Raw genomic sequence first — 25163 nt, 5'->3', positions numbered from 1 at the left:
ATGGCTATCATAATCAGATCATAACTCAGTTCATGTGATTGTCAGAATTGGAAGGTTTGCCTGCAAGAAGACGAAGGTTGGAACAATCAAGCTCTTGCGAGCCTGCGGGTGAGCAGGCGAATGCGAGAGCCATATCAATGGCGTGCTGACCTTCTGCCTGAAGGCGTAGTCGGTGGCGGTGACGACGAGCTGGTTGATCAATGTAGGATCCGTCGACATTCATAGATTGACCACTTGTCAGCAACCAACACAAGCATTGGCGCGCGCCCTATAGATTCGCGAAATGATGATCGCTCGTCGGCCTCGGCCTCGGCGTCAAGTACAGCATGTGCGGGTACGAACGGAACCATTCACCTTGCGAAACAGCAGCAGTTGGGCAATGCTCGCCACCAGAGCATACCGTGGGGGCAGTAGATGGGCGAAGGGGCTTACCCAGGCGAAGGCGCCGACACAGCGCAGATCATTCGGCTGGCAAGTGAATATCGGGAGGCGGCGCACAGTCTCCTCGCCCGTAAACTGAATGGGCTATCCCTGGCGCCGTGCCGGCTTGTCGCTGTTCATGCCATTGAACTCTATTTAAACGTTTTTCTTCGGGAAGCCGGCGTTCATGCTGCCGAAATACGTGGCTTCCAGCACGACCTTTCCAAGCGGGTGGAACGTGCGAAGAAGTCCGGTCTGGTTCTGCGCAAGCGCACGCAACAGCATCTCGAGCAGATGACATCCGCACGGGAGTATGTAGTCACCCGGTACGGTCCGGAGATGACGAACACGTTGTCCCAAGTCAATCGTCTGATGGCGACTTTGGATGAACTGGACAAGAGGATTTCGTCCCTTGTCAGGTCAAAACCCGGCGATGGCTCGACCTCGAAGAATTAGCAGCGTTCGCCCGCGCCTTATGCCTGGATCTTTGTCGGTGCCTTGGCGGACGCGGGGATTGGAAATTGCTTATGGCAGAAGCTCATCCGATCTGGTGATCGCGGTAAGCGCAATCGGCTCATCCGCCGGCTGCAACATCAAGAGCAACATCAAATGGCATCGCGACCGGTCATGATCTGGTGCCTGCCAGCATTCTGCCAGTTCCTTTAGCGATTACTAATATGCTATATGCAAAAATGTGAGGGGTTAATTCGATGGGGCAGCCGCAAAGGCATATTGCACTGGTGTGGCTCATCCTGGCGGGCGATGCGGAGGCCCACGATTGGTACACAGGCAAGACTGATCCCGTTCTTCATTATAACTGCTGCGGCAACAAAGACTGTCACCCCATCGATTCCAGCGACGTCAGGGCGACCAAAGACGGCTATTACGTCAGGCTAACTCGTCCCACCTACATGAATGAGCCACAAGGAGGGGAGTGGTTTATCCCCAGAGAGCGCGTCCAGGCGGCGCCGGATGATCGATACCATATCTGCGAGCGTTTGATGACGTTCTATCGGACGGTCACTCCACATATGAAGTACGAGACCTTTCACAGGTTCAGATGGACGTGCTTCTTCGCACCAATGGGCACAAGTTCGATCGACGGGATGTAACCGAGCCTACATCGCGTTTGCAGGTGCGAAGAAGCAGTTTTCGTGCTCCTCGGTCGGATGCAGGCAGATGTGGAAATTGTCGTCGCCGGACGGAATGACCACGTCGTATGGCACGAAGTAGCGATTCTGATGAGTGACTTTCCGATGGTCGCCTGGTCGCAAGATGATCTCATAGCCATCGGGTCGCGGTGTTACTGTTTTGCTGGGAATTTTACCGCACTCTCCGCTCACCCGGTCGCCGTGACAGCAGGCCGGTGGATAGGTCCAGCTATCAGCGCTATGCGCAAATGCAGAGACATCCTTGAGCGCTGCAGCCGCGACGATCACGCCTGCCAAGCCCGCTATGCGTCGTGTTCCGACCGCGTCCACCAATGGTCCCCTAAGCGGCGACTAAGGTCTTCACAGCCTTTATACATCATAAGTCGGCGCTAATGTAGGCCGGAAGCGTCTATGACAAGACCGGCAAGGACCGGGTGCGTGACACTCAAATGCCAAGCCAACGGCATAGTTCACATTACTGGGAAAAATCCAAATGCGAAGCCGCTGGACCATTCTTGCTGCTTTGTCTGTCGCTCGTACCGCCTTCGCCCTTTCAGTTTGAGAGCATAGCGGCCGTTGCGCCACAGCCTAGCCAAAGTCTCGGTGCGAGCTTGGCCGATATCGGCATCTTAATCGGGCTCAATTTTTACCAGGCGAGGCGAATGCTCCGGACTTCCAAGCCCTTCTTGCCTTGCCCGCATGCGACAAACACCTTCTGTCCCTCCACCAGCGCACTGAGCCCTGAACGGGTTAGGGTGCTGGCATGAACGAAGACGTCCTTCTCACCGTTGTCAGGAGCTATGAAGCCGAAGCCCTTTTCGGGTTTGTACCACTTGACCGTGCCCCCGCTCTCTGGCTGCGCGCCCGTCTCGACGCTCGTCTCTCCAGCGACGCGCGTATGCGAGGGAGTTTTCGCGATCGGATCGCCGATCTCCAGCACCTGGGCGACTTGATGACCTTTCGGACTTTTTTCGACCGTGACCTTGAGAGGCGTTCCCTCGGCAACCTCCCGGCATCCGGCCGCCTCTAGCACCCGGACGTGCAGATAGGCCTCCCTGCCGTCCGACAGTTTGACGAAGCCAAATCCCTTGTTGCCTGTGAACCACAATACTTCGGCGTCGACAGGGTGTGCGGTCACCGTCGCCGGGCGCTGAAAGTAGCTTGGCTCGGAGGTCCGTTCCGAAAAGGAAACGGGGTCGTCGTCATGGCGATGCCCGCGTGGCTCGCGATGGTCTCGATATTTGCCCATGATCATCTCGACTGGCATGGATGGCGAACGACGCTACCGTCAAGACAATCTCGATCGGGCGACGCGTTTATGTCAATGGCCGTGATGGCCGCAGCTGTGCTCGGCCTGTCGGTCGAACCCTTAGAAACCAGATTCATTTCACCCGAAACAATAGGGCCGGCGAGTCGATTTGTTGACTCGTACAGGTTGTGCTCGAGTGCATTGATGGCGGCGCGGGCGAACTGGTGAAGAATGTCGCAATGTCGATCGACGAGCTTTGCAATCGGCGTGGCATGGGCGGTCAGCAGACGAGCGTCGTCCCACCTTTTCGAACGTACATCCGGCGATGTGATCGCCTTGGAGTTGGCAACCTGCACGCGAGGACGCCCCTTCCCCAACGTTACCACCCCTGGCTGTCGCATTTGGCCCATTTTTGTGGTGGTATTAAGAGCTAAACCGCCACCGCGCTTGGCGTTGACCCGCCGACCGTAAGCAGAGAAAACCAGATCAAATCGGTTCAGCCGCCTACGCGGCAGACCTCCGCCCAACCACTTCGGGGGACCATGGACGATCGCGCAAAAAGCGTCAGGAAAGGCAAGGCCGCGGTCAAGGCCAACGACGTCAAAGCCGACCTGATCGCCGTCGTTGTGGCAATGAACGGTGGTGGACCTTGCGTTCTCACCGTTGGACAGGAAGCCGCGCTGCCCTCGGGGCCATTCGAGCTTGCTCATCGTTCGCTGCAGTCGGGTCTCAGGGGATGGGTGGAACAACAGACCGGCCAGCCGCTCGGCTATATCGAACAGCTCTACACCTTCGCCGATCGCGACCGGATCGGCGGTGAACAGCGCGTGATTTCGATCAGCTACCTCGCGCTCACCCATCCAGACAAAGCTGGCGGCTCGGCCGGGCGCCACTGGGGAAGCTGGTACGACTACTTTCCATGGGAGGATCACCGTTCCGGCACGCCGGCGGCAGTGCTGGAAGATTTGCGGCCGCGCCTGCGGGAATGGGTGGATAGCGCTGACGACACCGCCATCCGGCTCGATCGCCGACGGCGTGCGGCTGTCGCCTTCGGCTTCGACGACCGATCATGGAACGAAGAGTTCGCGCTGCAGCGCTATGAACTTCTCTACGAAGCAGCCCTGGTGGACGAAGCCGTACGCGGCGGACATTTGGCCGCGCCCACGTCGGTGCCGGGCAAATCCATGATCGCCGATCATCGCCGCATCCTCGCAACGGCCATGGCGCGGCTGCGCTCCAAAATAAAATACCGGCCGGTCGTGTTCGAACTGATGCCGCGGCTCTTTACACTTCTGCAGCTGCAGCGAACCGTGGAAGCGCTCTCCGGCAGGCTCATCAACAAGCCAAACTTCCGCCGGCTCATCGAGCAGCAGGACCTCGTTGAGAAGACCGGGGAGGCAACCGTCGAAACCCGCGGTCGGCCCGCGCAGCTCTACCGCTTTCGCCACGACATTCTCGACGAGAGGCCGGTGGCTGGGACAAAATTGCCGCTGACGCGGGGTTGACATCTCTTATAGTCACAAAGATTATAAAGCCATTATAATCGTATAGACTATAATTGGAGGCTCGATGAGCACCATCCAGCCTTCGGCCGCTTTCCTGTATGACCGCGTCCAGCGCCTGATCCCGCCGATCGAATGGCCAGCCTTCGCCGGCGACATCGATGCCATCCTTGATCTGAAGCGGCAGCGCAACGCCGTCATCCTGGCGCACAACTACCAGACACCGGAGATTTTTCACTGTGTCGCCGATATCGTCGGCGACAGCCTGGCGCTGGCCCGCAAGGCGATGTCGACCGAAGCCGACGTCATTGTGCTGGCCGGCGTCCACTTCATGGCCGAGACGGCAAAGCTGCTCAATCCGCAAAAGACGGTGCTCATTCCCGATCTGCGCGCAGGCTGTTCGCTGGCCGACTCGATTACTGCCGAGGACATTCGCCTGCTGCGACAACGCTATCCCGGCGTACCTGTCGTGACCTACGTCAACACGTCGGCCGAGGTCAAAGCCGAGTCTGACATCTGCTGTACCTCCGGCAATGCCAAAGCCATCGTCGAATCCCTTGGCGTCCCCAGGGTGATCATGCTGCCGGATGAGTATCTGGCTGAGAATATCGCCGCCCAGACCGACGTCGAGATCATCGCCTGGAAAGGGCATTGCGAGGTGCATGAGCGCTTTACGCCGGCCGACATCCGCCAGCTGCGCGAGAACCATCCCGGTGTGATCGTGCTCGCGCATCCCGAATGTCCGCCCGACGTGGTCGCGGAGGCCGATTTTTCCGGTTCGACCGCGGCAATGTCGGACTATGTCGAAAGGCAAAAGCCGCCACGCGTCGTGCTGCTGACGGAATGCTCGATGAGCGACAATGTCGCGCTCCAGCATCCCGAGCTCGAGTTCATCCGGCCCTGCAATTTGTGCCCGCACATGAAGCGGATAACGCTCGCCAACATCCGTTCGGCCCTGGAGCAGAACCGCCACGTCGTGACCATCGAGCCCGGGATCGCCGGGCGCGCGCGACTTGCCGTCGAGCGGATGCTCGCCGTATGAGCGCCGATGTCCGCAGCTTTTTTGGTCGACCCATCATCATTGGCGGTGGCATTGCCGGATTGTTGACCGCGCTTCATCTGGCGCCAGAACCCGTGCTTGTTTTGTCCAGGACGCCACTCGGATCTGAAGCATCGAGCGCGTGGGCACAGGGCGGGCTGGCTGCCAGTCTTGGCATTGACGATAATCCGGCGCTGCACCTCGCCGATACGCTCGCCGCCGGCGATGGCCTGTGCGACGCAGACATCGCCAGCCGTATCCTCCATGCGGCCCCTAACGCGATTGAGGCCCTGGCAAACCTTGGGGTCTGCTTCGATCGGACGCCAGAAGGAGCCCTGCGGCTTGGCTTGGAGGCCGCGCATGGCCGCCGGCGCATCGTTCATGCCGGCGGCGACGGCAGCGGACAGGAAATCATGCGCGCGCTTGTCGAAACCGTGCGTTCCACGCCGTCGATTGTGGTCGTCGAGGGTGTGGAGGCGCGGCGGCTGGCAGTGGAGGACAATACGGTCCGCGGCGTCTGGGCAAGCTGTTCGATGAGCCCTGTGTTCCTGGGTACGGGACGGGTGATCCTTGCCACCGGCGGCATTGGCGGACTGTTCTTCGACAGCACCAACCCTTCGGGGAGTTGCGGACAGGGCCTGGGGCTTGCGGCCCGTGCCGGTGCTGTCCTTGCTGATCTCGAATTCGTCCAGTTCCACCCGACCGCGCTTGATGGGCCGGCTCGCCCGATGCCGCTGATCAGCGAAGCGGTTCGCGGCGAAGGTGCTGTGATCGTCGACGAGACAGGCCGACGTTTTCTCGAAGGCCTGGATGGGGCGGAACTCGCGCCGCGCGACGTGGTGGCGGGCGCCATCTGGACCCATCTTGCAAACGGCCACCTCGTCTTTCTCGATGGCCGAGAAAAGCCCGGTCCGACATTCGCGCGGCAGTTTCCGACGATTGCATCAGCCTGCAGGCGCGCAGGTATCGACCCCGCGCGCGATCTCATCCCCGTCCGGCCGGCCCAGCACTATCACATGGGCGGCGTCGCGGTGGACCAGGATGGACGGACTTCCGTTGCCGGACTGTGGGCTTGCGGCGAAGTTGCCTCCACCGGACTGCACGGCGCCAACAGGCTCGCCAGCAACTCGCTGACCGAGGCTGTGGTGTGCGCGCGCTGGGTCGCCGAAAGCGTGGCGGGATCTGCTATCGGCGTCAGGACACGATCGACGGCACGCGAAATTCCGGCGCCCGATCCAGTTTCCTTGCGCCCTCTCTTGACACGCACCCTTGGCGTGAGCCGTGATGGCGCGATGTTGCGCGAGGCCATTCGGACATTGCTGCCGCTGGCCAAACGCCCCGATGCCACGTCCGATCCCGCAGCAGTGGGACTGATGATCGCGGTTGCCGCCTTGCTGCGCCAGGAAAGCCGCGGCGCTCACTACCGCACGGACTTTCCCGATCGTGCTGCCATCGCCCGCCGCTCCAGGCTCAGGCTTGATGAAGCCTTAGCGGCAGCCGACGAACTGGCATGTTCGCCAACGCTTGAAGAGGTCGAGCCATGAACCTCGCGCCCCTGCCCGCAATCATGCTCGAGCCCCTGGTCCGGGCAGCCCTTCTGGAAGATCTCGGCCGGGCGGGTGATCTGACCACCGACGCCATCGTGCCGAAGGACCTTCGGGCAACGACCGTGCTTTCGGCGCGGCAGACTGGGGTTGTCGCCGGGCTCGATCTGGCGATACTCGCTTTCAGGCTGATCGATGAGAGGATCGAGACTACGCCGGTGTGCCCGGACGGCAGCGAGGTGACGCCAGGACAGACCATAGCGTTGGTGAGCGGGCCAGCCCGAGCCATTCTCACCGCCGAACGCACCGCGCTTAATTTTCTCAGCCATCTGAGCGGCATCGCCACGGCGACGGCATCGATCGTCAATGCAATCCGCGACCACAAGGCGAAGATCGTCTGCACGCGCAAGACGACACCCGGCTTGCGGGCCGTCGAAAAATACGCCGTGCGCGCCGGTGGCGGCGGCAATCACCGTTTCGGCCTCGACGATGCCATCCTGATCAAGGACAACCATATCGCCATGGCCGGCGGAATCCGCCCGGCCATCGAGCGAACGCGTGCGAGTGTAGGCCATCTCATCAAAATCGAAGTCGAGGTCGATACGCTGGCCCAGCTGGAAGAGGCCCTGGCTCTCGCCCCGGACGCCGTGCTGCTCGACAACATGTCGCTCGACGAATTGCGCCATGCGGTATCGATGGTCGCCGGTCGATGCATCACCGAAGCATCGGGCAGGATCACCACCTCAACAGTGCCGGCGGTCGCCGCGACCGGCGTCGATCTGATCTCCATCGGCTGGCTGACCCACAGCGCGCCGATCCTCGATATTGGCCTTGATTATCGGGACACATGATCGCCTGACGAACGCACGGCAGCGCGTCGACACCTTTCCAGTCGCCGTGAACCCGCTAGAAAAGAAGCCGTAACGCCGGAACCCCAGGGAACAGGACAGGGATGCACGTATCGAATTCGACGAAGACAATGCCACAGGCGCAATGCGACGATGGTGTGATGTGGACCCTGGATAAGGCTCAGGCGCTTCACGACGCTCCCTTCAACAATCTGCTGTTCCTGGCGCACACCGTGCACCGCCAGAATTTCGATCCCAACAAGGTCCAGCTCAGCCGGCTCTTGAGCATCAAGACAGGCGGATGTCCGGAGGATTGCGGCTATTGCAGCCAGTCGGCGCATCACGAAACCGGCCTGAAGGCGTCGAAGCTGATGGAGGTCAGGCGCGTCATCGCCGAGGCAACCAAGGCGCGCGATGCCGGCGCCACCCGCTATTGCATGGGTGCTGCCTGGCGAAATCCCAAGCCGCGCGACATGGATGCGGTCGTGGCGATGGTCGAAGGCGTCAAGGCGCTGGGCATGGAAACCTGCATGACACTCGGCATGCTCGATCTCGGCCAGGCGCAGCAACTGAAACAGGCTGGTCTCGATTATTACAACCACAACATCGATACGTCGGAACGCTACTATAGCGAGATCATCAGCACGCGCAGCTTTGCCGACCGGCTCGATACGCTCGAACAGGTTCGCCAATCCGGCATCAAGGTCTGTTGCGGCGGCATTGTCGGCATGGGCGAAGAGCCGGTGGACCGGATCGACATGCTGGTGACACTGGCCAATCTGCCGGAGCATCCGCAAAGCGTTCCGATCAACATGCTGATCCCGATCGAAGGCACCCCGCTTGCCGAAACCAGGCCGATCGAGCCGATCGAATTCGTGCGCGTGATCGCGCTGGCACGCATCATGATGCCGAAATCGCATGTGCGCCTTTCGGCCGGCCGCACCGCCATGACCGACGAGATGCAGGCGCTGTGCTTCTTTGCCGGCGCCAACTCGATCTTCGTCGGCGACACGCTGCTGACGGCGGACAATCCCGGCGAGGACGAAGATACCGCGCTGTTCCGGCGTCTCGGCATCCAGCGCATGGAACGTGAAACATAATGAGCGCAAGGCCCCTCGCCCGCTATGACGCGACCTTGCGCGGACTGGCGCGCAACGACCGGCTGCGGACGCTGTCGCCGCGCGCCGGCCTCGACTTCTCGTCGAACGACTATCTCGGGCTTGCCAGATCACAGAGGCTAGCCAATGCCATCAGCGCAGCGCTTGCTCGTGGCACGCCAGTCGGAGCAAGCGGTTCGCGACTGCTCCGAGGCAATGCGCCCGAACATGAGGCGCTTGAGGCAAACGCAGCGGCGTTCTTCCGTGCCGAGCGCGCCCTGTTTTTCGGCGGCGGTTATATCGCCAATTTCGCTCTTCTCACAACACTGCCGCAGAAAGGCGATCTTCTCGTCCTCGACGAACTTGTGCATGCCAGCGCCCATGAAGGCGCCCGTGCTGGCCGGGCGCAAATTGCCGTCGCGGCTCACAATGATGCGGACGCTTTTGCAAGCGTCATCGAGGAGTGGCGCCAATCCGGCGGTGTTGGGCACGTGTGGATCGGTGTCGAAAGCCTGTACAGTATGGATGGCGACCGCGCACCGCTCAAAGACCTCATGGTGCTGGCCGATCGCCATGACGGGTTCTTGCTCATCGATGAAGCGCATGCCACCGGCGTCTACGGGCCGAATGGGCGCGGCCTTGCCGCCGCGTTCGAGGGACGCGAGAATGTGGTGACGCTGCATACATGCGGCAAGGCTCTTGGAGCGTCCGGCGCGCTCGTAACCGGACCGCGAACGCTGTGCGACTATCTTGTCAACCGATGCCGGCCATTTATCTATGCAACGGCGCCATCGCCGTTAATGGCCGTCGCGGCCCAGGAAGCGCTCGCTGTCCTGCAGGAGGAGCCTGATCGCCGCGACCGTCTGGCCGACCTGGTGAGCTTTGCCGCCCAGGAACTGATGAAACGCTGCGGCGTTGCGGCCAGCGGTTCGCAGATTCTCCCGGTCATCGTTGGCGACAACAGGCGCACCATGGCGCTGGCGGCCGCACTGCAGGCGCGCGGCTTCGACATACGCGGCATTCGTCCGCCGACCGTGCCGGAAGGCTCCTCGCGCCTGCGCATCTCGCTGACGCTCAACGTCGACGAAGCCGCCATTTCGGCCATGATCGAGGCGCTCGTCGAAGTGTTGGCCCAAACATGACCGGAGGCGACATGACCAAGCGCGTTGTCGTCGCCGGAACCGATACCGGCATCGGCAAAACGGTGTTTTCGGCGGGATTGGCCGGCCTGCTCGACGGCTTCTACTGGAAGCCGGTGCAATCGGGCCTCGACGAGGAAACCGACAGCGAGGTCGTTGCCCGGCTTTCCGGCTTGCCCGCCGGGCGCGTGCTGCCGGAAGCCTACCGCTTGCAGAGCCCGCTTTCGCCGCATCGTTCGGCCGAGATCGACGGTGTTGCGATCAAAGCTGCCGATCTTTCTTTTCCCCTCCTGCCAACACCACTCGTCATCGAAGGCGCGGGCGGCCTGATGGTGCCGCTCAATCGAAAGACAAGGTTCATCGACATCTTCGCTGAGTGGCAGCTGCCGGTCATTCTGTGCGCCCGCACCACCCTCGGCACAATCAACCACACCCTGCTGTCGATCGAGGCCCTGCGCGCTCGCTCCATCCCCCTGGCAGGAATCGCTTTCATCGGTGATGAGATGGTCGATACGCAACGGACAATCGTGGAAATGGGTGGGGTACCGCAGCTTGGCAGGTTGCCCTATCTCGATCCGCTGACGGACAAAACGTTAAGAGCGGCAATGATTGCCGGATTTGCCTTCGCCTCGTGTCCGGGAGATCACTGATGTCCCCCGTCTGGCATCCCTTCACCCAGCACGCGCTCGAGCTCGCCATCCCTGAAATCGCCCGGACGGAAGGCGCCTACCTCCACAAGGCCGACGGCACGCGCATCCTGGATGCCATCTCCTCCTGGTGGGTCGTTACCCACTGCCACCGCCATCCCCGCATCATCAAGGCCATCGAGACGACCGCGGCGAGCCTCGACCAGATCATCTTCGCCGGCTTCACGCACGAGCCGGCGGAACGTCTGGCCAGGGCACTTGTCGGCCTTGCTCCCGCCGGCCTTGACTGGGTGTTCTATTCAGACAGCGGCTCGACCTCCGTCGAGGTCGCGCTGAAGATGGCGCTCGGCTATTTCCGCAACATCGGCGCGCCGCGCTCGCGCATCGTCGTCATGGAGCACAGCTATCATGGCGACACCATCGGCACGATGAGCGTCGGCGCCCGCGGTGTGTTCAACGCCGCCTACGAACCCTTGCTGTTCGAGGTCGACACCATCCCCTTCCCTGCCGCCGGGCAAGAGCAGGAGACGCTGGATCGGTTCGAGGCAGTCTCCCGCGACCGGCGTGCCGCCGCGCTGATCGTCGAGCCGCTCGTGCTTGGCGCCGGAGGCATGCAGATGTATCCGGCCTGGGTTCTGGCCGAATTGAAGAAAATCACTGAGGCCTCTGGCACGTTGCTGATCACCGACGAGGTGATGACCGGCTGGGGGCGCACCGGAACCATGTTCGCCTGCGAGCAGGCATCGATTTCTCCAGATATCCTGTGCACCTCGAAAGGCTTGACCGGCGGCACCATCCCGCTGGCCGCAACGCTTGCCACCGATGCGATCTTCCAGGCTCATTATTCCGAGGACCGGAAGAAGACATTTTTCCACTCGAGTTCCTACACCGCCAATCCGATTGCCTGCGGGGCAGCACTTGCCAATGTCGAGATCTGGCGGGACGAGCCGGTGGCCGAGCGGATCGCGGCGTTGAGTGCGATGCAGGCCGCCGGGCTTCGGCGCTTTGGCGACAACCCTCGCTTCACCGACAGCCGGGTTACCGGCACGATCGCAGCCCTCGATCTGCGCACGAGCTCCGCCGGCTATCTGGCCGACATCGGGCCGAAGCTGCGCGCTTTTTTCCTTGAGCGCGGACTGCTCGTGCGTCCGCTCGGCAACGTGCTCGATCTCATGCCGCCCTATTGCATCACCGGCGACGAACTCGACGGACTCTATGACGCCATCGAGGAGGCCGCCGAACGCTTCGGGTCTAGGCCATGAGCAAGTCGTCGCGCATTCTCGGGTTCGGCCATCATGCGCCCGGGCGCAAAGTGGAGAATGCCGAGATCGAGAACAATCTCGGCCTCGAGCCGGGCTGGATCGAGCGGCGTACCGGAATTCGTTCGCGCTTCTGGGCAACGGACGAAGACACGCTGTCGGGCCTTGCCGCGCAAGCCGGCGACATGGCGCTGGCGAACGCCGGTATTGACCAAAGCGACATCGGTCTGCTGTTGCTTGCCACCTCGACACCCGACCACCTTCTGCCGCCCAGTGCACCCCTGGTCGCGCACAATCTCGGCGTTGGTCGCGCAGGGGCGGTCGATCTGACCGCCGCCTGCGCTGGCTTCATCTATGCGCTGATGTTTGCCGACGGGTTCACCCGCCTGCACGGCAAACCAGCGTTGGTCATTGCCGCCAACATCCTCAGCCGCCGCATCAACCCGGCCGAGCGAGCCAGCGCGGTTCTGTTTGCCGACGCTGCCGGCGCCCTGGTGATTGGTCCTTGCGAGGATCCCGAGCGGGGCATCCTCGGCGCATCGGTGGATTCCGACGGCTCGCGCTACGGGCTTATCCAGATACCCGCTGGAGGAAGCAACACGCCGTTTCATAGCGACCTCGACCTCGCGCAGACCAGGATGACGATCACTGACGGCCGCGAAGTGTTCAGCAAGGCTGTTGAGATGATGACCGCCTGCTCGCAGGACGCGCTCGCCGCAGCGCGAATGCGGCCGCAAGACATCGATCGGTTCGTGCCGCATCAGGCGAATAGCCGCATTTTCGATGCGGTCGGCAGGAGCCTGGGCATAGCGGATCAGGCAATCGTCAAGACGATCGCCAACTATGGCAACTCTTCCGCCGCGACGATCCCGCTGTCGCTCTCGCTGGCCAACCAGACGGAACCGTTCCGGTCTGGCGAGAAGATTCTTCTGGCAGCCGCGGGTGCCGGTCTCAGCGGCGGCGCTCTCGTCGTCGGAATCTAGCGGGGGCGACCCGCTGCCAAGATTAACCTTGCATGATGAATAGGGACAACAAAACCAATGCGCAAAATAGTCGCCGGCAAGCTGCACGGCATCCACGTCACCGAAGCAAACCTCGATTACCATGGTTCGATAACGCTCGACCCAGACCACTGCGAAGAAGCAGGGATCCTGCCCATGGAATTCGTGGAGATTTGGAACAAGAATTCCGGTGCGCGGATTTCGACCTATGTCATCCTCGGCGAGCGCGGCTCACGATGCTGTATTCTAAACGGAGCAGCTGCCCGCACCTGCCAGCCCGGCGACCAGATCATTGTCTGCAACTCCATCTATCTGGACGAAGCGCACATTACCTCGCTGAAGCCGCGGATCGTCACGTTCGACCAGGATAACAACATACTCGACCGCCTGAGCTACTCGGTCGATCTCGACCCAGATGGCCGATACTGTTTCTCCATCCTTGATGAGGCGGATGAGGCTTTGGCCATTCCCGCCCTGGTCTCTGGCGCGTGACTTGCGCTCCGCATATGTGTGACGGCCTCTCCCCCGTTGCAACTTGTTCGGCGCTGAAGAGGGGATCTAAAACCTGCCGTAGCCGCTGACACTCCGGCTTCGAAAGGAGTCCGGTAGCCTTTCGGCACGGCGGGCTTTCATGAGATGGCGCAATGTCTCGCATCTCCATGATGCTCGAACAGCGACGCGACTCAATGTATTTTGCGTGTTCGACCCCTGTTTCAGGTTACCTGCGGTGGCGGCTTGCAAATTCTTGCTGCTTTTTCCAGCGCTGCGGCCGGGTCCTTGACGACCTGGCTCTTCATGATTTTTGCCGCCGGGTCGATCAAGCAGGCCACATAGTCGTCTTCCGCGTCGGCAGCGGTGCCAACCATCATCGCAAATATGGCCGGCCAAACGGCCGCAAGCAGCATTGAAATGGCCCTTCGGCGATGTGTTTCTCCCGCCGGCGCCAAAGGCTCACTAGCCATCCGACGTCTCCCTAAATCCGATGAAGATATCAGCGTTCGTCAATCGGTGGCCTGCTAGCGAGGCCGAGCCTGGCTCGTTGCTCATCGGCGAAATTCTCGGCGGGAGGCTGTGTCTTGAACCGAAGAACTGTCAGTTTGCCGTCCTCAACAATATGGACGGCCCATCCCCCACCGCAACACTTGACGCGCACGTCGTTTGGTTCGCCAGCCACCATTGCTGCCCCTCATTTTCGTCGCCCGGACCGAGACTGGAAGTCGTTCCCCGCACAGCGAAAAACACGACAGCTTACGTAACGTCAAGCGCGGATTTTCTGTTAGTTGACGCTTTATGGATTGGACGGGAACAGCGATTTCGGCTCGGAACCTCCGAGCCCGCAGCAACTTGGCATTCGGATCGATTTAGATGCCCGAATTTTGCATGTTAATGCGGCCTTAATTATCCGCAGCTAATGTGAATGGGAACGCGTATTCAGTTCGAGTAGCTCTGCAAAAAGCCCGCCGCTCTTGCCCTCAGGAGCGGCGGGTTTTTCGTCTGTGAAACGCTGGCGCAGAGGGGCTGCAGATGGATGCGGCCGGACGACAGTGGCGGTCCTTCAGTCAATCTAATCGCGGCGGCGCAAACAGATCGCGACCAGTGGGCAACAAGACATCGTCGGCAACCCGCGTTTTTTCAGCAGCGCGTCACGATCGCCCCGCTCGTCTTGTCAAGCCGTCATGCAGAGCAATGGTTCAAGCCGGACTGGATCCGGCGAGCATCGTTTCGATATCCTGCCATCCTTCTGCAAAGTCTCAAGAATGGCGATATCAATCGTGTCGAGCGGCAGTTTTCGTGAATCCTGCGAATTGCTTACTCGTTCGCGCAACGATTATCGAAACAAGCCTGTCCGCGCAAGCGCATTCGCAAACACCTGCGCACCGATTCGTGGTTCACTCCGACCATACAGGGAGTGAGCCCAAAAGGGCCCGGATCAGGAGAAGACAATGCGTGTCGGTTGCCCCAAAGAAATCAAGAACCACGAATATCGCGTCGGCCTCACGCCCGGCTCGGTCCGCGAATATGTGGCGCATGGCCACGAAGTGCTGGTCGAGACCGGTGCCGGCGCCGGCATCGGCGCCGATGACAACGCCTATCGCGCTGCCGGCGCCACCATCGCCAAGACCGCCGCCGACGTGTTCGCCAAGTCGGACATGATCGTCAAGGTCAAGGAGCCGCAGCCCAATGAGTGGGTGCAGCTGCGTGACGGCCAAATCCTGTACACCTATCTTCACCTGGCTCCGGATCCGGAACAGACCAAGGGGCTGCTCGCTTCGGGCGTTACGGCGATCGCCTACGAGACCGTGACCGACGATCGCGGCGGCCTGCCGCTGCTCGCGCCGATGTCGGAAGTCGCCGGCCGCCTGTCGATCCAGGCCGGTGCGACGGCGCTGCAGAAGGCCAATGGCGGCCGCGGCGTGCTGCTCGGCGGCGTGCCCGGCGTGCTGCCCGGCAAGGTCACCGTGCTCGGTGGTGGCGTCGTTGGTCTCCACGCGGCCCGCATGGCCGCCGGTCTTGGCGCCGACGTCACCATCATCGACCGCTCGATCCCGCGTCTGCGCCAGCTCGACGACCTCTTCGCCGGCCGCGTCCACACCCGCTATTCGACCGTCGAGGCGCTCGAGGAAGAATGCTTCTCGGCCGACATCGTCGTCGGCGCCGTGTTGATCCCGGGTGCTGCCGCACCCAAGCTCGTCACCCGCGAAATGCTGTCCGGCATGAAGAAGGGCTCGGTGCTGGTCGACGTCGCCATCGACCAGGGCGGTTGCTTCGAGACCTCGCATGCGACGACTCACGCCGAGCCCACCTACGAGGTCGACGGCGTCATCCACTATTGCGTCGCCAACATGCCAGGCGCTGTGCCGGTCACCTCGGCCCATGCGCTGAACAATGCGACGCTGCACTACGGCCTGCAGCTTGCCGACAAAGGCCTCAAGGCGCTGGTCGACGACCATCATTTGCGCAACGGCCTCAATGTCCACAAGGGCAAGATCACGAATCGTGCGGTGGCCGAAGCGCTGGGCTACGAACTGGTCGAGCCGAAAGCTGTTCTGGCCGCCTGATACACCCAGAAAAAGTCAACTTGCTGTTGTTGCCCGCCGGTTCGTTTCCGGCGGGCTTTTTTTGGCGACGATTGGCCAGAGGCGTCTTCCCCCTCCCCTTTCCGTCAATGTCGCGGTGCAGGTCGTCGGGGCGAAGCCTGGTCGAGGATGAAGCTGAACGCGCCAGCCGCCGGCTCTTCCAGATGCTGGGCACCGGGCCTCTCCCCGTGAGCACGCGCCTTGGCGCCCGACATGCTTGTTCAATCGTCTCGACCAGATCCCAGATCATTGTGAGTTCGATCCTGCTGCTTTACAGGCGGCCAGCTCTGCTCTCGGGGCAGCCATTGTCGAGCGCGCCGGACATGAATTCTCCCGAATGAACTATTCCGATCTTCAGCATAGAAGAGATCCTAGAACGGGCTTGGCAGCGTTTCAGGATCGCCTCCTCATCACATCGAGCATGGATGCTCCAACCGCGGTCGGATCAGCACGAGCAAGACGGCGGGATGCGTCGCTATTGACCACGGTGCAGGACGAGCATGGCAAACGTCTTGCCGGGGCTTTATTGCTTTCAACAGCAACCGCCACTATGTAGCGACACTTCGCCAGCTGTCTTTCAAGCCACCCGGAGAGTTCCATGACAGAAGAAGCCGACAACAACATCGACGTTCTCATCGAGCTCACCGCCGATGTCGTCTCAGCCTATGTCTCCAACAATCCGGTCCCGATAGGTGAACTCCCTGCCCTGATCGGCCAAGTGCACACAGCACTGAAAGGCACGGCCGGCAGCGTCTCCGCAAAAGAGCCGGTGGTCCTTAACCCTGCAGTCCCGATCAAGAAGTCGGTGACCCCGGACTACATCATCTGCCTTGAGGACGGAAAGAAATTCAAATCGCTAAAGCGCCATCTGTCGACCGATTTTGGGCTGACGCCGGACGAATATCGCGCCAAATGGGGTCTATCGGGAGATTATCCGATGGTCGCGCCGAATTACGCCGCAGAGCGCTCGGCGTTGGCCAAGACGATGGGGCTCGGCCGCAAACCGAAAGAGCCGGAAACGGAGCTGGCCAAGCGGACCCGCAAGAAAGCCGCAGCCTGACTTTATCTCTCGAGGTTCGTTGTGGCGCGCGCAACAGACAAAGTCTGCGCGGAATATGAAAAGGCGGGGAACCAACCCCGCCTTCCCTTTCAAACAGCTTGGTTTCCCCCAGGGTTCGCGCCGGCTTGCAGCAATCTGCTTACTCCAGCGTTCCGGTTGAGCCTTGTTCTCGCCCGCTCCTATCGAGCGGCCATCAGTCAGTCCTTCCTCGAGTGACCGTAAACCTTTGCAATTAGGACGCGCCAGGGTCTCAGGTCACGGCAGGTTTCTTACCTCCTTCGCAATCTGCATGGGCGCCAAGCTCGGCTTCCGGATCGACCGAGTCGGCGATCGGTTGCCGGGCCGCAACCCATCCGTGACTTCCGGCCGCCCGACAGTTGATCAATATGATCGAGCGGCAGCTCGAAGGGTGGCCGATCGGCCGCTGTGGCCGCCATGCTGACGCTCTAGTCCATCAGCAGCATGAATCGGTCGCCCGTCACCGATTCCAAAAATGTGTTGGACGCATCTGACATACTCGGGAACATGGGAGTATGGACCAGGGTGGTGACCATCTTCATTGTATTCTGCATATTTTGCGACTTCGCGATGGGCCCAATAAAGGCGGCTGCGTGGGCGATATGATCGTCATGGCGGTCATGCTGACAGCAGGACAAGAGATCGGGAGCTTGGGCCCAGGCGCCGGCGGTGAGCCACTTCAGTCGTGGCTTGGACGACAGCAACGTCTTCGAAAACCGTTGGAGAACGCGCTGGGGCGGGTGGGCGAAGGCCTGCGTCCAGCCTAGACGACGTTCGCAACTTCCCTGAAACCCGCCGAGAACACTATGAGGCAGCAGCGGCCCTTTGTCGTCGAGATCAAACAGAAGCGTGGGCTCGTGAAGCGGCCACAGTCGATCTGGGGCGGCATCGACCTGGTCGCCATCACGAGCGATATTGCGAAAGCGAAGGCGGACGGTGTGATCTCTGAGGCGACGCGCCGGCCGATTTTCCTTGAAGATGTTCGTTCTCCGCCTGTGCTCATCACCGGTGACGCTGGTTCCGACCCCGAGTATATGAACATGTTGGACGCGTCGCTTCCGCAGCCGCCGACGGCTGAGGAAGAGCCGGTGCCGGATGGATCGAAGGCACCGTCTTGAAGCCCGACTACTCACGCACCGAAGACCGATGCTGCTCTGCGAGCAGCAAGCCCGGGTCGCGGGGGCCGAAGGTGATGCCAGGGTGGTTCGGATCGATCCCGCCGGAGCCAGTCGCGCCCGCGTTCACCGTGAGCAGTTTGAGGACGGCGACGAAGCCGGGTCTCACTGCCGAGAGGCTGCTGCTGGCGGCCGTTCGCGCGCCTGCTGCCTCATCGCCGCCGCGCCATCTGCTTAGAGTGTTTTCGATAGCCGGTGAAATTGACGAGTTGGACGCCAGGCACACTTGCACCCGGACATTGTCTCGCCGCTGCTTTGCCCGCAAGGTAGGAAGCGGCGCTTAGCCGGTTAGAGAACGGCGAAGTGACCTGAGCTTCGAAGCTTCGCTAGCAGGATGATGGCCGTTCCGCAGGGGTCAATCTTCGCTCGCTCACGCAGCGGAGACGCATCCCAGGCAGCCAACTCTGCCACCAAAAGAGCGGTGTCGCCGTTTACCGATGCGCATCTAAGTTGTCCATTCTTCTCCATTACGATTATTGCCGTGCCGGTGACGCCATATCCAATCGCAGCCATGCGCTGAACGCAGATATCGCCGTCGACACGGACATCGAAAAGAACCGAGCCGGCGGTTTTCTCGGCAGCGTCAGCCACACGATCACAGAACGGTCGATGCAGGCCTTCGATATTGCCGAGTGACTGCTCAAACAGCGCCAATTCAACATGCTCCGCCACCATGGCTGCGAAAATGCGCGCCGGTTGGCTCAATGGACAATAGGCCAGGGCTGACTATCCACACACCAACCCCGCTCCCGATGCCTACATCGCAACTGCGCTTGATCGGCGCTACTTCGCTTGTCCGCGGGATGCCCAAAGCCGTTGCATCGCTCCTCAAACAGATTGCGCGGACATCAGAGCCGAAGATGGCAGATAGGACGGACGTCCTTCTGATATCACTTCGTTCGTCGTCCCAAGCGCCGCCGCCCTTTTCCCAAGAACCTCTTTGTCTTCGCTAAAATAGCCAAAGTTAAATTACGAGCGTTTCGGCTTGCCGGAAATTAGGGTCTCGATGGATAAACCCGCATGGCTTTTTTGGGTGGGTGCTGGCAGGAAGATTGATGCGCGGGCGGGATTGGATCAAGGCGTTGCGTCAGGACGACGCTCGGCAGGTGCGTGCGCGCATTGCGGAACTGGAGCGCGACCTCATGGCGACCACACCACAAGGGCGCCATCGACGTTTCGAAGCCGGACATGAACTCCGCAATGCGAAGTTCCGCCTCGAATGCCTGGAGGAATGCATCGCCAGAATATCGGAGAAAGGCGCGCGTTAGCGGAAGCTTCGCCGCTCTCAATCTGCCCTGGTGCGACTGGGTCGGAGGGGAAGCCAAATGCAGCCTGCAACCATATTCTGTCTGCTCGTCATCGGCACTCTGGCCTATGTCGTCTACCGCTGTACCAAGAAGTTGGTCGAGGACGTGCCCGGATACTATCGACCCGCAGCTGCCCGTCTCGGGCCGCTCAGCAGAGCGCCGGTTGCACCGCGGCCTCACTCGCTCCCTCTGTAATCGCATAGCGCGGACCTCCAGAGAAGATAGGGTTCCACCTGCCAGCCGCGATCAGAGAACCCAATCTCCCCCTTACGCCCCAAACAGCCGCCGGTCCCAGTAGACGGGCTGGTGCAGACTTGTCTGGATCCTTGAAAACTCCGGATGCGCTGGATTGATCAGCACATTGCAATCGAGACGCGCCACGACACTCGGCACCAGCAGGATGACGCTGCGCCGTTCTGAACACCAAGCCTCGCCAAATCCCTTGCTCACCGTCGGCGGCATCGTGTCCCAGCCGGGCAGTGACGGCTGGGAAAAGACCTCGTAGCTCAGTCCGCGCGGGATTGAGATTTCGATGTAGTGCTGGTTGGGCGGCAGTCGGCCGCTGCCATGCGCCAGCTTTTCCAACAGGGCCGTCGAATAGTGCTCGCTGGTGTAGATGACAGGACTTCCAGGCGTATTCCATCGCCCTGGCGCAATTGTCGAGCCGGTCGCATCGAAGATCGGGTAGGTGCCGGCCGGATCGCCGATGCGAAAGGACGATAGCGTGCGATCAAGAGTCTGCGCCGTCACGCAGCACTGCCATACTTCAGACTTCCGAGGATATCGACCGCTATTTCGGCGCCGAACTCGCTCAGGATAACGACGTCGATCGGTCGCTTGTCCTCAATCATCGGGTGCGGCCGAAACAAGAAATCGCGTGCTTCCTCTTCGTTCTGCCAGACATCGACAGCAAGCCCCCAGACGCGCGCCACGCGGGCCAATCGTGTGCCTTCGTCCGAGGAGAGGCGATGTGCCATCTTGCGCCGCTCATAGGTCGCCTTAGGGATCAGCCGGTACTTGAACTGGGCATCGCCAGGCGCCAGAAGATGCGCAACGCGCTCTAGCGCCCCAATGGGAAGTCCATCCTCGATCCGCGAGATCAGCCCGAAAGGCGACCGCGCCGCCACCTCTTTAACGGGCAACCCCAACACGTCTGCGACATTGCCGAACGCTAGCATATCACTCTCCATCCCATGTGAGGCACGATATAGCCTCACATGGTGCGCCGTGCAAGCCCTGCTCCGACGCGAACCGATCGCCAACGGCTACCCTGTCATTTTTGCTGTCACGCCGTGCGCTCAGTCGCCATCAGCAATCGGCCAAGCCGAAAACACGACAATGACAATCATGTCGAAATTGCCGCTGACGAGTGCAGTGTCCTGGCCAGCGCAGCACCTACAAGCCCACTCCTGTCGGCGAGCTTCGGCGTTGACGGCGGCACATGCGACTTAAGCAACCCTTGCTTATTGTCTGGAGGGAGCCTGACGCCGGTATCAATGCAAGAGTTCAAGCCCCGGTTTTCGATTGGATACACTCGAAATGGGGCATGTCGGCGTTCGCTGTCGCGGCGAAGACCGCGAGATGTTCAAAGCGATCATGAAACGCATCATCCGCGAATGGCGGTAAGGGCGTGAGCGCTGACGCTGGTGCCACTGATCCATCAAGATGATGAATCCGTGGCGACGGACCGATTCATGAAAGTCGTTGGACGCCGCTTCCGAAGGAAGCGAGAATCCGGCCATGGAGAAAGAGGAGACAGGCTCGGTTCATCTTCGCCGCATCGATCCGGCGCAGAACATGCGTCGCTTCTATACGCTCGCGATCCAGCCTACCCTGTTTGGCGGTGCCTCCATGATCCGCAACTGGGGCCGGATCGGCAAGAATGGCCAATCGATGATGGAGACATTCGACAGCCGCGACGACGCCGATTCCGCGTCGAAGCGACTTGAACGCTCGAAGCGCCGACGTGGATATCGCGATAACGGCGCCGCTTGAGGGCGCATCTTGCTCGCGCATGAACTTTGCGGGGGCGCCGTTATCGGTCCCTCTCCGACGAGACGACGAGATCATGTCGGAAGAACGCGATTACAACCGACACGCAGCAAGCTCCGCCACTATGCGGATCCGAAGTTCAGGGCGTTCGATGCGGTTTGAGCGGGGTTTTGACCATGGCTGCCAACCAGATCCTGCGAATCCGCTCGAAGGGGGAAACACCGGCTGCTCGCCTCAAGCAAGTCGACCTCATGGCCGGGATCCGGCAACCTGCATAGCGATAATCTGCCAATCATCTTTGATCCATCTAACCGAAATCAGCTGCCTTGCCAGGAGCGGCGTTCTTCAGGTAATCGGCCCACTTGTAGAACGAGGAGCTTTTGATCGAGACATGGGAAAGAACGCGATGGGGCGCGGCATGGCCCGGCAGTTCGAGCTCGCCCCCTGCCCTCCTCCACATTTTGGGACTTTTCATTGGAATCCGATCCGAAATGAGGGATGAATCCGAGGAAATATCGAACACCCTCGCGTGGACTTGCCGCATGATCCTGGAAAGCGGTCCCGAGGATCGGCAGCGTATCGCGCTCGCCTATCAAGAAGCGCAAACCCTGGTTGCCAGCATCCCGAAGGATAGTGGCGATGCCCGCCCGCGCATCGCGGCCTGCATCAAGCGGTCTGATACCTATATGGCGGTGGACGATATTGCCTGCGTCGGTTGGACGCTGACGGCCATTGAGGAGCGGGTGGACGAACGAAACCTCTCCACTTGGCGGCAGCTCCGCAAGATCATCAACAAGATCCTCAGGGAGCTGCCCTTGTCCAAGCCGGCAGTGCATTGATGGGCAACACGATCCCCTCATCTGCCCGATCGGAGTCGCCCTACGTTCAAGTGATCTTGGCTTCGTCGCTGCGACCGATGTCGGTCGCTAGCGCTGCCTCCACCTCGGCGCTGACGACCGCAAGCGCTCCCCTCACCTCGAGATCGTCGAGAGGCGTGTCGAGGCGGGGAGACGGCTCCAAGCGGCGTCACGGTCATGCGGAGCTCGATCTCGTTATCCGCGCCGGTCCGCATCCGGATAGTGCTGTAGCGACAACTCAAGCGATGACCGAAATATTCGAGATCGAAAAAGCCGATCGAGCGATGATGGTTCACCCTGTTGTTAGAGCTGGACGAGCGCCTATGTAGACAAATCTTGCGAGCGGCACGAGGCAAAGCCTCCCTGCCGGGATCACGCTTTTCAGGTAACCTCCGCATTGCACCGGGCACGCACACAGGGGACCAGCACGAACATTCCAGGCGAAAATTTGGGGGAAGGAGGGAGCCTCTCCGTTCTTGCATAGCTGCACTGCACAAAATGTGTTTGCGCATTGCGCAACTTTTAGCCATTAAGCCTGCAGCTGATGCACGCGATGGTTTCCTCCCATTCCATCGTATCAGCTGTTCCCCTCCGAAGGTTTTGACCTTCACACCTAAAGGGCTTCGGTTTTCCGATGGCCCTGTTTTTTGGCGGTACCATTACCTTCGTCACTGTGCGCAACGCCGGGCGACCGCCGCTTCAGCCATCAGGCTTTTGGGGTCATTTCGCCCTGGCTGAGTCGACCCCTCCCGACAGAAGCCTGACCTTTGCCAGTCTTCTACGGGCAAGCGTTCGCGCCAAAAGTTCAAAGCCGCGTCCGTAACATTCACCAATGAACGCCAGCGTCATCAGATCGAGCAGAAAGTCGTCGATCGCATGTGTGAGCGCATCAGACCTTTGTTCGAATTGAAGCAGCAGGACGCGCGTCTCTTCGATCGCGGCCCCGAAATCTTCTGCGTCAATCAGCGAGTCAATCCTGTCGAAGATCTGCAAGCGTCGTCACTCTCCCCAAGACATCCTCAGCGCATCCAACGCCGCTGGTGAGTGAGTTTCCAACGAAAGAACATGGCCGCGTCTCGCGAAAGGCATCGCTCAGCAAAGTGCCCTTTGATGAAGCATAATGAGTGAAACGACAAGCGAGAATCCGGGCTCCCAAAACTATGCACCTCGGATGATGTGGTTGAAGCAAGATGAACCGGCCCGGTCTGTTTAAGGCGGCTCTCGGCCGCTAAACTCTGGTTAGAGTCCATCTTGCTTCTTTGGCGGATCCTAATGCTTCCCGCCGGCTGGCGAGATGGGTTCCGTTGCAAACTTTTCGCTTACGGCCGGCGTGTCATAGGTGACCGGCATTTTGCCGGAGAGTTGTTCATGTTCAAGGGCCGCCATTTCGACCAGTCCGTAATCCTGCTGTGCGTGCGCTGGTATCTGGCCTATGGCCTGAGCCTGCGCGACCTGAAGGAAATGATGGCGGAGCGTGGCATCGGCGTCGACCATTCGACGATCCACCGCTGGGTCGTTCACTTCTCGCCTCGGCTGCTGGAGCGTTTCAATCGACGCAAGCGCGCGGTGACCAGAAAATGGCATGTCGAGGAGACCTATATCAAGGTTCGCGGAAAGTGGATGTATCTCTATCGCGCGATCGACAGCGCCGGCGACACCGTCGAGTTCTGGTTCAGCGAACACCGGGACCTGCTGGCGGCCAAACGGTTTTTCCGAAAAGCGCTTGAACGCCATGGGCGGCCCGCGCGTGTGGTCATCGACGGCAGCCAGACCAACCGCGAGGCGCTCGTCTCGTGCGATGCCGAAAACCGACTGCGCCGTCCCTCCCGGCGCGCTCCCAAACGGATTGGCATCCGCCAGAGCCGATATCTCAACAACCGCATCGAGCAGGACCATCGGCGTATCAAGCGCCGGGTGCGGCCGATGCTCGGTTTCAAGTCATTCGCAAGCGCGACTGCAACACTGGCTGGAGTCGAGATGATCCACATGATGCGCAAACGGCAGGCGAGGTACGCCTACAATCCAAATCCGTCGATTGCTGAACAGTTTGAAATCATCGCCGCAGCGTGAAGCTCTTGCCGCCCCCTCAGTTTCTGTGCCGGTATGAAAATTTGCAACGGAACCTCTATACGGCCTTGTTTGCCGGCAACAGATACGTCGCCAGAAATGGCCCCTTGTTTGCGATTGGATCCGCGGGAACCGCACAGTTGCTGAGGCGAATTCTGGGAGGTGATTTTGTGGCTCTGAACGCCTCCCAGAAATTCAGCTGCTCGATCGAACTGTTCGTCTACCTGATCGAAACGGGTGCCAGTGCCCTCTAAAGGCTGGCCTCCCCGCGTCCATAAGTCGCCGGATCATAGTTGACGAGCGTGTCGGTCCTGGCTGTATCCAGCAGCTGATTGGTGATCTGTGTCGGAGTTGCGGACGTGAACTTGCTGCCAAGGATGGCGGCATAACCTGCAACTACAGGCGCCGCAAAAGACGTGCCGGTTAGCCCAGTCTTGTCACTCTCGACCCCCACCGTGAGGAACTGGTTCCGCACTTCGGGATTTGAGCCGGGATAATTGGAGTATCGGGCCAGCCGTGTCTTGTTCCCGGGAGTGCCATTATGGTCGAGCGCACCCACAAAGATTGCCGATGGCGCCCCGATCAGCCCGAGGGTTAGCTCATCGAAATCCCCTTCGTGCGGCCTACCTACCTCGTTGCTGCGGTTGTCGGCACTCTTTGTGACGATGGCAGTGCCCGCCCAGGCGGCATCGACGATCGCCTGCTCGCGCGGAT

The 25163-nt window shown here is 60.6% G+C and carries 31 protein-coding genes; 20 read left to right on the top strand and 11 right to left on the bottom strand.

Going from position 1 to position 25163, the window contains the following annotated elements:
* Window positions 1-30: 30 nt before the first annotated feature.
* A complete protein-coding gene (locus MAFF_RS35295) occupies window positions 31-201 on the bottom strand; it encodes a hypothetical protein (RefSeq protein WP_157866228.1) in 171 nt (56 codons plus the stop codon).
* A gap of 213 nt (window positions 202-414) precedes the next feature.
* On the opposite strand from MAFF_RS35295, the gene MAFF_RS35290 reads away from it, so the two are divergent.
* Window positions 415-876, top strand: a complete 462-nt coding sequence (locus tag MAFF_RS35290) for a hypothetical protein (protein ID WP_010916025.1) — start codon at window positions 415-417, stop codon at window positions 874-876.
* Between the two features lie 662 nt (window positions 877-1538).
* On the opposite strand, the gene MAFF_RS35280 is transcribed toward MAFF_RS35290, so the two are convergent.
* From MAFF_RS35280 to MAFF_RS39650, 3 genes are all read right to left on the bottom strand, one after another.
* Window positions 1539-1859, bottom strand: coding sequence for a hypothetical protein (locus tag MAFF_RS35280; RefSeq protein ID WP_244420880.1), 321 nt, complete (start codon window positions 1857-1859; stop codon window positions 1539-1541).
* 358 nt (window positions 1860-2217) lie between these two features.
* Window positions 2218-2820 (bottom strand): cold-shock protein, encoded by a 603-nt coding sequence (locus MAFF_RS41235; RefSeq protein WP_167316212.1) that lies wholly within the window; start codon window positions 2818-2820, stop codon window positions 2218-2220.
* A 2-nt stretch (window positions 2821-2822) separates the two neighbouring features.
* The gene (locus tag MAFF_RS39650) at window positions 2823-3176 is read right to left on the bottom strand and encodes a hypothetical protein (RefSeq protein WP_157866227.1); all 354 of its coding nucleotides are present in this window, start codon (window positions 3174-3176) and stop codon (window positions 2823-2825) included.
* Window positions 3177-3362: 186 nt separating this feature from the next.
* Between MAFF_RS39650 and MAFF_RS35270 the strand changes: the two genes are divergently transcribed.
* The 10 genes from MAFF_RS35270 (at window position 3363) to panD (ending at window position 13388) form a co-directional block, all read left to right on the top strand.
* Complete coding sequence (locus MAFF_RS35270) at window positions 3363-4325, top strand: NUDIX hydrolase (protein WP_010916026.1); 963 nt, start codon at window positions 3363-3365, stop codon at window positions 4323-4325.
* Between the two features lie 64 nt (window positions 4326-4389).
* The gene (nadA, locus tag MAFF_RS35265) at window positions 4390-5364 is read left to right on the top strand and encodes a quinolinate synthase NadA (protein ID WP_010916027.1); all 975 of its coding nucleotides are present in this window, start codon (window positions 4390-4392) and stop codon (window positions 5362-5364) included.
* Entirely contained in the window at window positions 5361-6905 is a 1545-nt protein-coding gene (locus MAFF_RS35260; RefSeq protein WP_010916028.1) for an L-aspartate oxidase, read from the top strand. The genes nadA and MAFF_RS35260 overlap by 4 nt, the downstream gene beginning before the upstream one ends.
* Window positions 6902-7756, top strand: a complete 855-nt coding sequence (gene nadC, locus MAFF_RS35255; RefSeq protein ID WP_010916029.1) for a carboxylating nicotinate-nucleotide diphosphorylase — start codon at window positions 6902-6904, stop codon at window positions 7754-7756. Before MAFF_RS35260 ends, nadC begins: the two co-directional genes overlap by 4 nt.
* Window positions 7757-7914: 158 nt before the next feature.
* Window positions 7915-8853, top strand: coding sequence for a biotin synthase BioB (gene bioB / locus MAFF_RS35250; RefSeq protein WP_010916030.1), 939 nt, complete (start codon window positions 7915-7917; stop codon window positions 8851-8853).
* Entirely contained in the window at window positions 8853-9992 is a 1140-nt protein-coding gene (locus MAFF_RS35245; RefSeq protein ID WP_010916031.1) for an 8-amino-7-oxononanoate synthase, read from the top strand. Before bioB ends, MAFF_RS35245 begins: the two co-directional genes overlap by 1 nt.
* Before the next feature lie 11 nt (window positions 9993-10003).
* Window positions 10004-10639: a dethiobiotin synthase gene (bioD, locus tag MAFF_RS35240; protein WP_010916032.1), complete on the top strand. Its 636-nt coding sequence runs from the start codon at window positions 10004-10006 to the stop codon at window positions 10637-10639.
* Complete coding sequence (locus MAFF_RS35235; protein WP_044552119.1) at window positions 10639-11898, top strand: adenosylmethionine--8-amino-7-oxononanoate transaminase; 1260 nt, start codon at window positions 10639-10641, stop codon at window positions 11896-11898. The genes bioD and MAFF_RS35235 overlap by 1 nt, the downstream gene beginning before the upstream one ends.
* Window positions 11895-12878: a beta-ketoacyl-ACP synthase III gene (locus tag MAFF_RS35230; RefSeq protein WP_010916034.1), complete on the top strand. Its 984-nt coding sequence runs from the start codon at window positions 11895-11897 to the stop codon at window positions 12876-12878. The genes MAFF_RS35235 and MAFF_RS35230 overlap by 4 nt, the downstream gene beginning before the upstream one ends.
* A gap of 57 nt (window positions 12879-12935) precedes the next feature.
* Window positions 12936-13388, top strand: a complete 453-nt coding sequence (gene panD / locus MAFF_RS35225) for an aspartate 1-decarboxylase (RefSeq protein ID WP_010916035.1) — start codon at window positions 12936-12938, stop codon at window positions 13386-13388.
* A gap of 221 nt (window positions 13389-13609) precedes the next feature.
* On the opposite strand, the gene MAFF_RS35220 is transcribed toward panD, so the two are convergent.
* On the bottom strand, window positions 13610-13858 hold the full coding sequence (locus MAFF_RS35220) for a hypothetical protein (RefSeq protein WP_010915753.1): 249 nt from the start codon (window positions 13856-13858) through the stop codon (window positions 13610-13612).
* Window positions 13859-14424: 566 nt separating this feature from the next.
* On the opposite strand from MAFF_RS35220, the gene MAFF_RS38705 reads away from it, so the two are divergent.
* The 5 genes from MAFF_RS38705 (at window position 14425) to MAFF_RS39640 (ending at window position 18169) form a co-directional block, all read left to right on the top strand.
* On the top strand, window positions 14425-14691 hold the full coding sequence (locus MAFF_RS38705; protein ID WP_010915773.1) for a hypothetical protein: 267 nt from the start codon (window positions 14425-14427) through the stop codon (window positions 14689-14691).
* Between the two features lie 148 nt (window positions 14692-14839).
* Entirely contained in the window at window positions 14840-15955 is a 1116-nt protein-coding gene (gene ald / locus MAFF_RS35215) for an alanine dehydrogenase (protein WP_010916036.1), read from the top strand.
* Window positions 15956-16190: 235 nt separating this feature from the next.
* Window positions 16191-16529 carry a hypothetical protein gene (locus MAFF_RS39645; RefSeq protein WP_157866226.1) on the top strand — a complete coding sequence of 113 codons (339 nt, stop codon included), beginning with the start codon at window positions 16191-16193 and terminating at the stop codon, window positions 16527-16529.
* 42 nt (window positions 16530-16571) lie between these two features.
* Entirely contained in the window at window positions 16572-17033 is a 462-nt protein-coding gene (locus tag MAFF_RS35210) for a MucR family transcriptional regulator (protein ID WP_010916037.1), read from the top strand.
* A gap of 824 nt (window positions 17034-17857) precedes the next feature.
* On the top strand, window positions 17858-18169 hold the full coding sequence (locus tag MAFF_RS39640) for a hypothetical protein (protein ID WP_044552106.1): 312 nt from the start codon (window positions 17858-17860) through the stop codon (window positions 18167-18169).
* A gap of 345 nt (window positions 18170-18514) precedes the next feature.
* Here the strand turns inward: MAFF_RS39640 and MAFF_RS38695 are convergent, their stop codons facing one another.
* Window positions 18515-18901 carry a hypothetical protein gene (locus MAFF_RS38695; RefSeq protein WP_010915890.1) on the bottom strand — a complete coding sequence of 129 codons (387 nt, stop codon included), beginning with the start codon at window positions 18899-18901 and terminating at the stop codon, window positions 18515-18517.
* Window positions 18902-19281: 380 nt separating this feature from the next.
* Between MAFF_RS38695 and MAFF_RS35190 the strand changes: the two genes are divergently transcribed.
* Window positions 19282-19494 carry a hypothetical protein gene (locus tag MAFF_RS35190; RefSeq protein WP_044552102.1) on the top strand — a complete coding sequence of 71 codons (213 nt, stop codon included), beginning with the start codon at window positions 19282-19284 and terminating at the stop codon, window positions 19492-19494.
* A 306-nt stretch (window positions 19495-19800) separates the two neighbouring features.
* Here MAFF_RS35190 and MAFF_RS35185 read toward each other — a convergent pair whose 3' ends face one another.
* Window positions 19801-20283: an RES family NAD+ phosphorylase gene (locus MAFF_RS35185; protein ID WP_010915891.1), complete on the bottom strand. Its 483-nt coding sequence runs from the start codon at window positions 20281-20283 to the stop codon at window positions 19801-19803.
* Window positions 20280-20711, bottom strand: coding sequence for an antitoxin Xre-like helix-turn-helix domain-containing protein (locus MAFF_RS35180; protein ID WP_044552317.1), 432 nt, complete (start codon window positions 20709-20711; stop codon window positions 20280-20282). Before MAFF_RS35180 ends, MAFF_RS35185 begins: the two co-directional genes overlap by 4 nt.
* Window positions 20712-21273: 562 nt before the next feature.
* Here MAFF_RS35180 and MAFF_RS35175 point away from each other — a divergent pair.
* Window positions 21274-21528 (top strand): WGR domain-containing protein, encoded by a 255-nt coding sequence (locus tag MAFF_RS35175; protein WP_010915775.1) that lies wholly within the window; start codon window positions 21274-21276, stop codon window positions 21526-21528.
* A 539-nt stretch (window positions 21529-22067) separates the two neighbouring features.
* Complete coding sequence (locus MAFF_RS35170; RefSeq protein ID WP_010915776.1) at window positions 22068-22364, top strand: hypothetical protein; 297 nt, start codon at window positions 22068-22070, stop codon at window positions 22362-22364.
* Window positions 22365-22410: 46 nt separating this feature from the next.
* Here MAFF_RS35170 and MAFF_RS41230 read toward each other — a convergent pair whose 3' ends face one another.
* Both MAFF_RS41230 and MAFF_RS39635 read right to left on the bottom strand, forming a co-directional pair.
* Entirely contained in the window at window positions 22411-22545 is a 135-nt protein-coding gene (locus MAFF_RS41230) for a hypothetical protein (RefSeq protein ID WP_274609375.1), read from the bottom strand.
* Between the two features lie 557 nt (window positions 22546-23102).
* Window positions 23103-23375 carry a hypothetical protein gene (locus MAFF_RS39635; protein WP_048894850.1) on the bottom strand — a complete coding sequence of 91 codons (273 nt, stop codon included), beginning with the start codon at window positions 23373-23375 and terminating at the stop codon, window positions 23103-23105.
* 375 nt (window positions 23376-23750) lie between these two features.
* Here MAFF_RS39635 and MAFF_RS35160 point away from each other — a divergent pair, with 375 nt between their 5' ends.
* Window positions 23751-24452: an IS6 family transposase gene (locus MAFF_RS35160; protein ID WP_010916038.1), complete on the top strand. Its 702-nt coding sequence runs from the start codon at window positions 23751-23753 to the stop codon at window positions 24450-24452.
* A gap of 247 nt (window positions 24453-24699) precedes the next feature.
* Here MAFF_RS35160 and MAFF_RS41050 read toward each other — a convergent pair whose 3' ends face one another.
* On the bottom strand, window positions 24700-25008 hold the full coding sequence (locus MAFF_RS41050; RefSeq protein ID WP_341872734.1) for a S8 family serine peptidase: 309 nt from the start codon (window positions 25006-25008) through the stop codon (window positions 24700-24702).
* Window positions 25009-25163 lie beyond the last annotated feature (155 nt).

The organism is Mesorhizobium japonicum MAFF 303099 (assembly GCF_000009625.1).
GTDB lineage: Bacteria > Pseudomonadota > Alphaproteobacteria > Rhizobiales > Rhizobiaceae > Mesorhizobium > Mesorhizobium japonicum.
This window is presented reverse-complemented; position numbering and strand designations above follow the sequence as displayed.

Excerpts from the sequence above, each read along its gene's own strand:
- MAFF_RS35180 (WP_044552317.1), bottom strand. The coding sequence starts at position 20,711 with ATGCTAGCGTTCGGCAATGTCGCAGACGTGTTGGGGTTGCCCGTTAAA.
- nadA (WP_010916027.1), top strand. The coding sequence starts at position 4,390 with ATGAGCACCATCCAGCCTTCGGCCGCTTTCCTGTATGACCGCGTCCAG.
- MAFF_RS35170 (WP_010915776.1), top strand. The coding sequence starts at position 22,068 with ATGATCCTGGAAAGCGGTCCCGAGGATCGGCAGCGTATCGCGCTCGCC.
- MAFF_RS41235 (WP_167316212.1), bottom strand. The coding sequence starts at position 2,820 with ATGGGCAAATATCGAGACCATCGCGAGCCACGCGGGCATCGCCATGAC.
- MAFF_RS35235 (WP_044552119.1), top strand. The coding sequence starts at position 10,639 with ATGTCCCCCGTCTGGCATCCCTTCACCCAGCACGCGCTCGAGCTCGCC.
- MAFF_RS35220 (WP_010915753.1), bottom strand. The coding sequence starts at position 13,858 with ATGGCTAGTGAGCCTTTGGCGCCGGCGGGAGAAACACATCGCCGAAGG.
- MAFF_RS35290 (WP_010916025.1), top strand. The coding sequence starts at position 415 with ATGGGCGAAGGGGCTTACCCAGGCGAAGGCGCCGACACAGCGCAGATC.
- MAFF_RS38695 (WP_010915890.1), bottom strand. The coding sequence starts at position 18,901 with ATGGTGGCGGAGCATGTTGAATTGGCGCTGTTTGAGCAGTCACTCGGC.
- nadC (WP_010916029.1), top strand. The coding sequence starts at position 6,902 with ATGAACCTCGCGCCCCTGCCCGCAATCATGCTCGAGCCCCTGGTCCGG.
- MAFF_RS38705 (WP_010915773.1), top strand. The coding sequence starts at position 14,425 with ATGCGGCCGGACGACAGTGGCGGTCCTTCAGTCAATCTAATCGCGGCG.
- ald (WP_010916036.1), top strand. The coding sequence starts at position 14,840 with ATGCGTGTCGGTTGCCCCAAAGAAATCAAGAACCACGAATATCGCGTC.
- MAFF_RS35210 (WP_010916037.1), top strand. The coding sequence starts at position 16,572 with ATGACAGAAGAAGCCGACAACAACATCGACGTTCTCATCGAGCTCACC.
- bioB (WP_010916030.1), top strand. The coding sequence starts at position 7,915 with ATGTGGACCCTGGATAAGGCTCAGGCGCTTCACGACGCTCCCTTCAAC.
- MAFF_RS35260 (WP_010916028.1), top strand. The coding sequence starts at position 5,361 with ATGAGCGCCGATGTCCGCAGCTTTTTTGGTCGACCCATCATCATTGGC.
- MAFF_RS35230 (WP_010916034.1), top strand. The coding sequence starts at position 11,895 with ATGAGCAAGTCGTCGCGCATTCTCGGGTTCGGCCATCATGCGCCCGGG.
- MAFF_RS35175 (WP_010915775.1), top strand. The coding sequence starts at position 21,274 with ATGGAGAAAGAGGAGACAGGCTCGGTTCATCTTCGCCGCATCGATCCG.
- MAFF_RS35190 (WP_044552102.1), top strand. The coding sequence starts at position 19,282 with ATGCGCGGGCGGGATTGGATCAAGGCGTTGCGTCAGGACGACGCTCGG.
- MAFF_RS39640 (WP_044552106.1), top strand. The coding sequence starts at position 17,858 with ATGAGGCAGCAGCGGCCCTTTGTCGTCGAGATCAAACAGAAGCGTGGG.
- panD (WP_010916035.1), top strand. The coding sequence starts at position 12,936 with ATGCGCAAAATAGTCGCCGGCAAGCTGCACGGCATCCACGTCACCGAA.
- MAFF_RS35160 (WP_010916038.1), top strand. The coding sequence starts at position 23,751 with ATGTTCAAGGGCCGCCATTTCGACCAGTCCGTAATCCTGCTGTGCGTG.
- MAFF_RS35270 (WP_010916026.1), top strand. The coding sequence starts at position 3,363 with ATGGACGATCGCGCAAAAAGCGTCAGGAAAGGCAAGGCCGCGGTCAAG.
- bioD (WP_010916032.1), top strand. The coding sequence starts at position 10,004 with ATGACCAAGCGCGTTGTCGTCGCCGGAACCGATACCGGCATCGGCAAA.
- MAFF_RS35245 (WP_010916031.1), top strand. The coding sequence starts at position 8,853 with ATGAGCGCAAGGCCCCTCGCCCGCTATGACGCGACCTTGCGCGGACTG.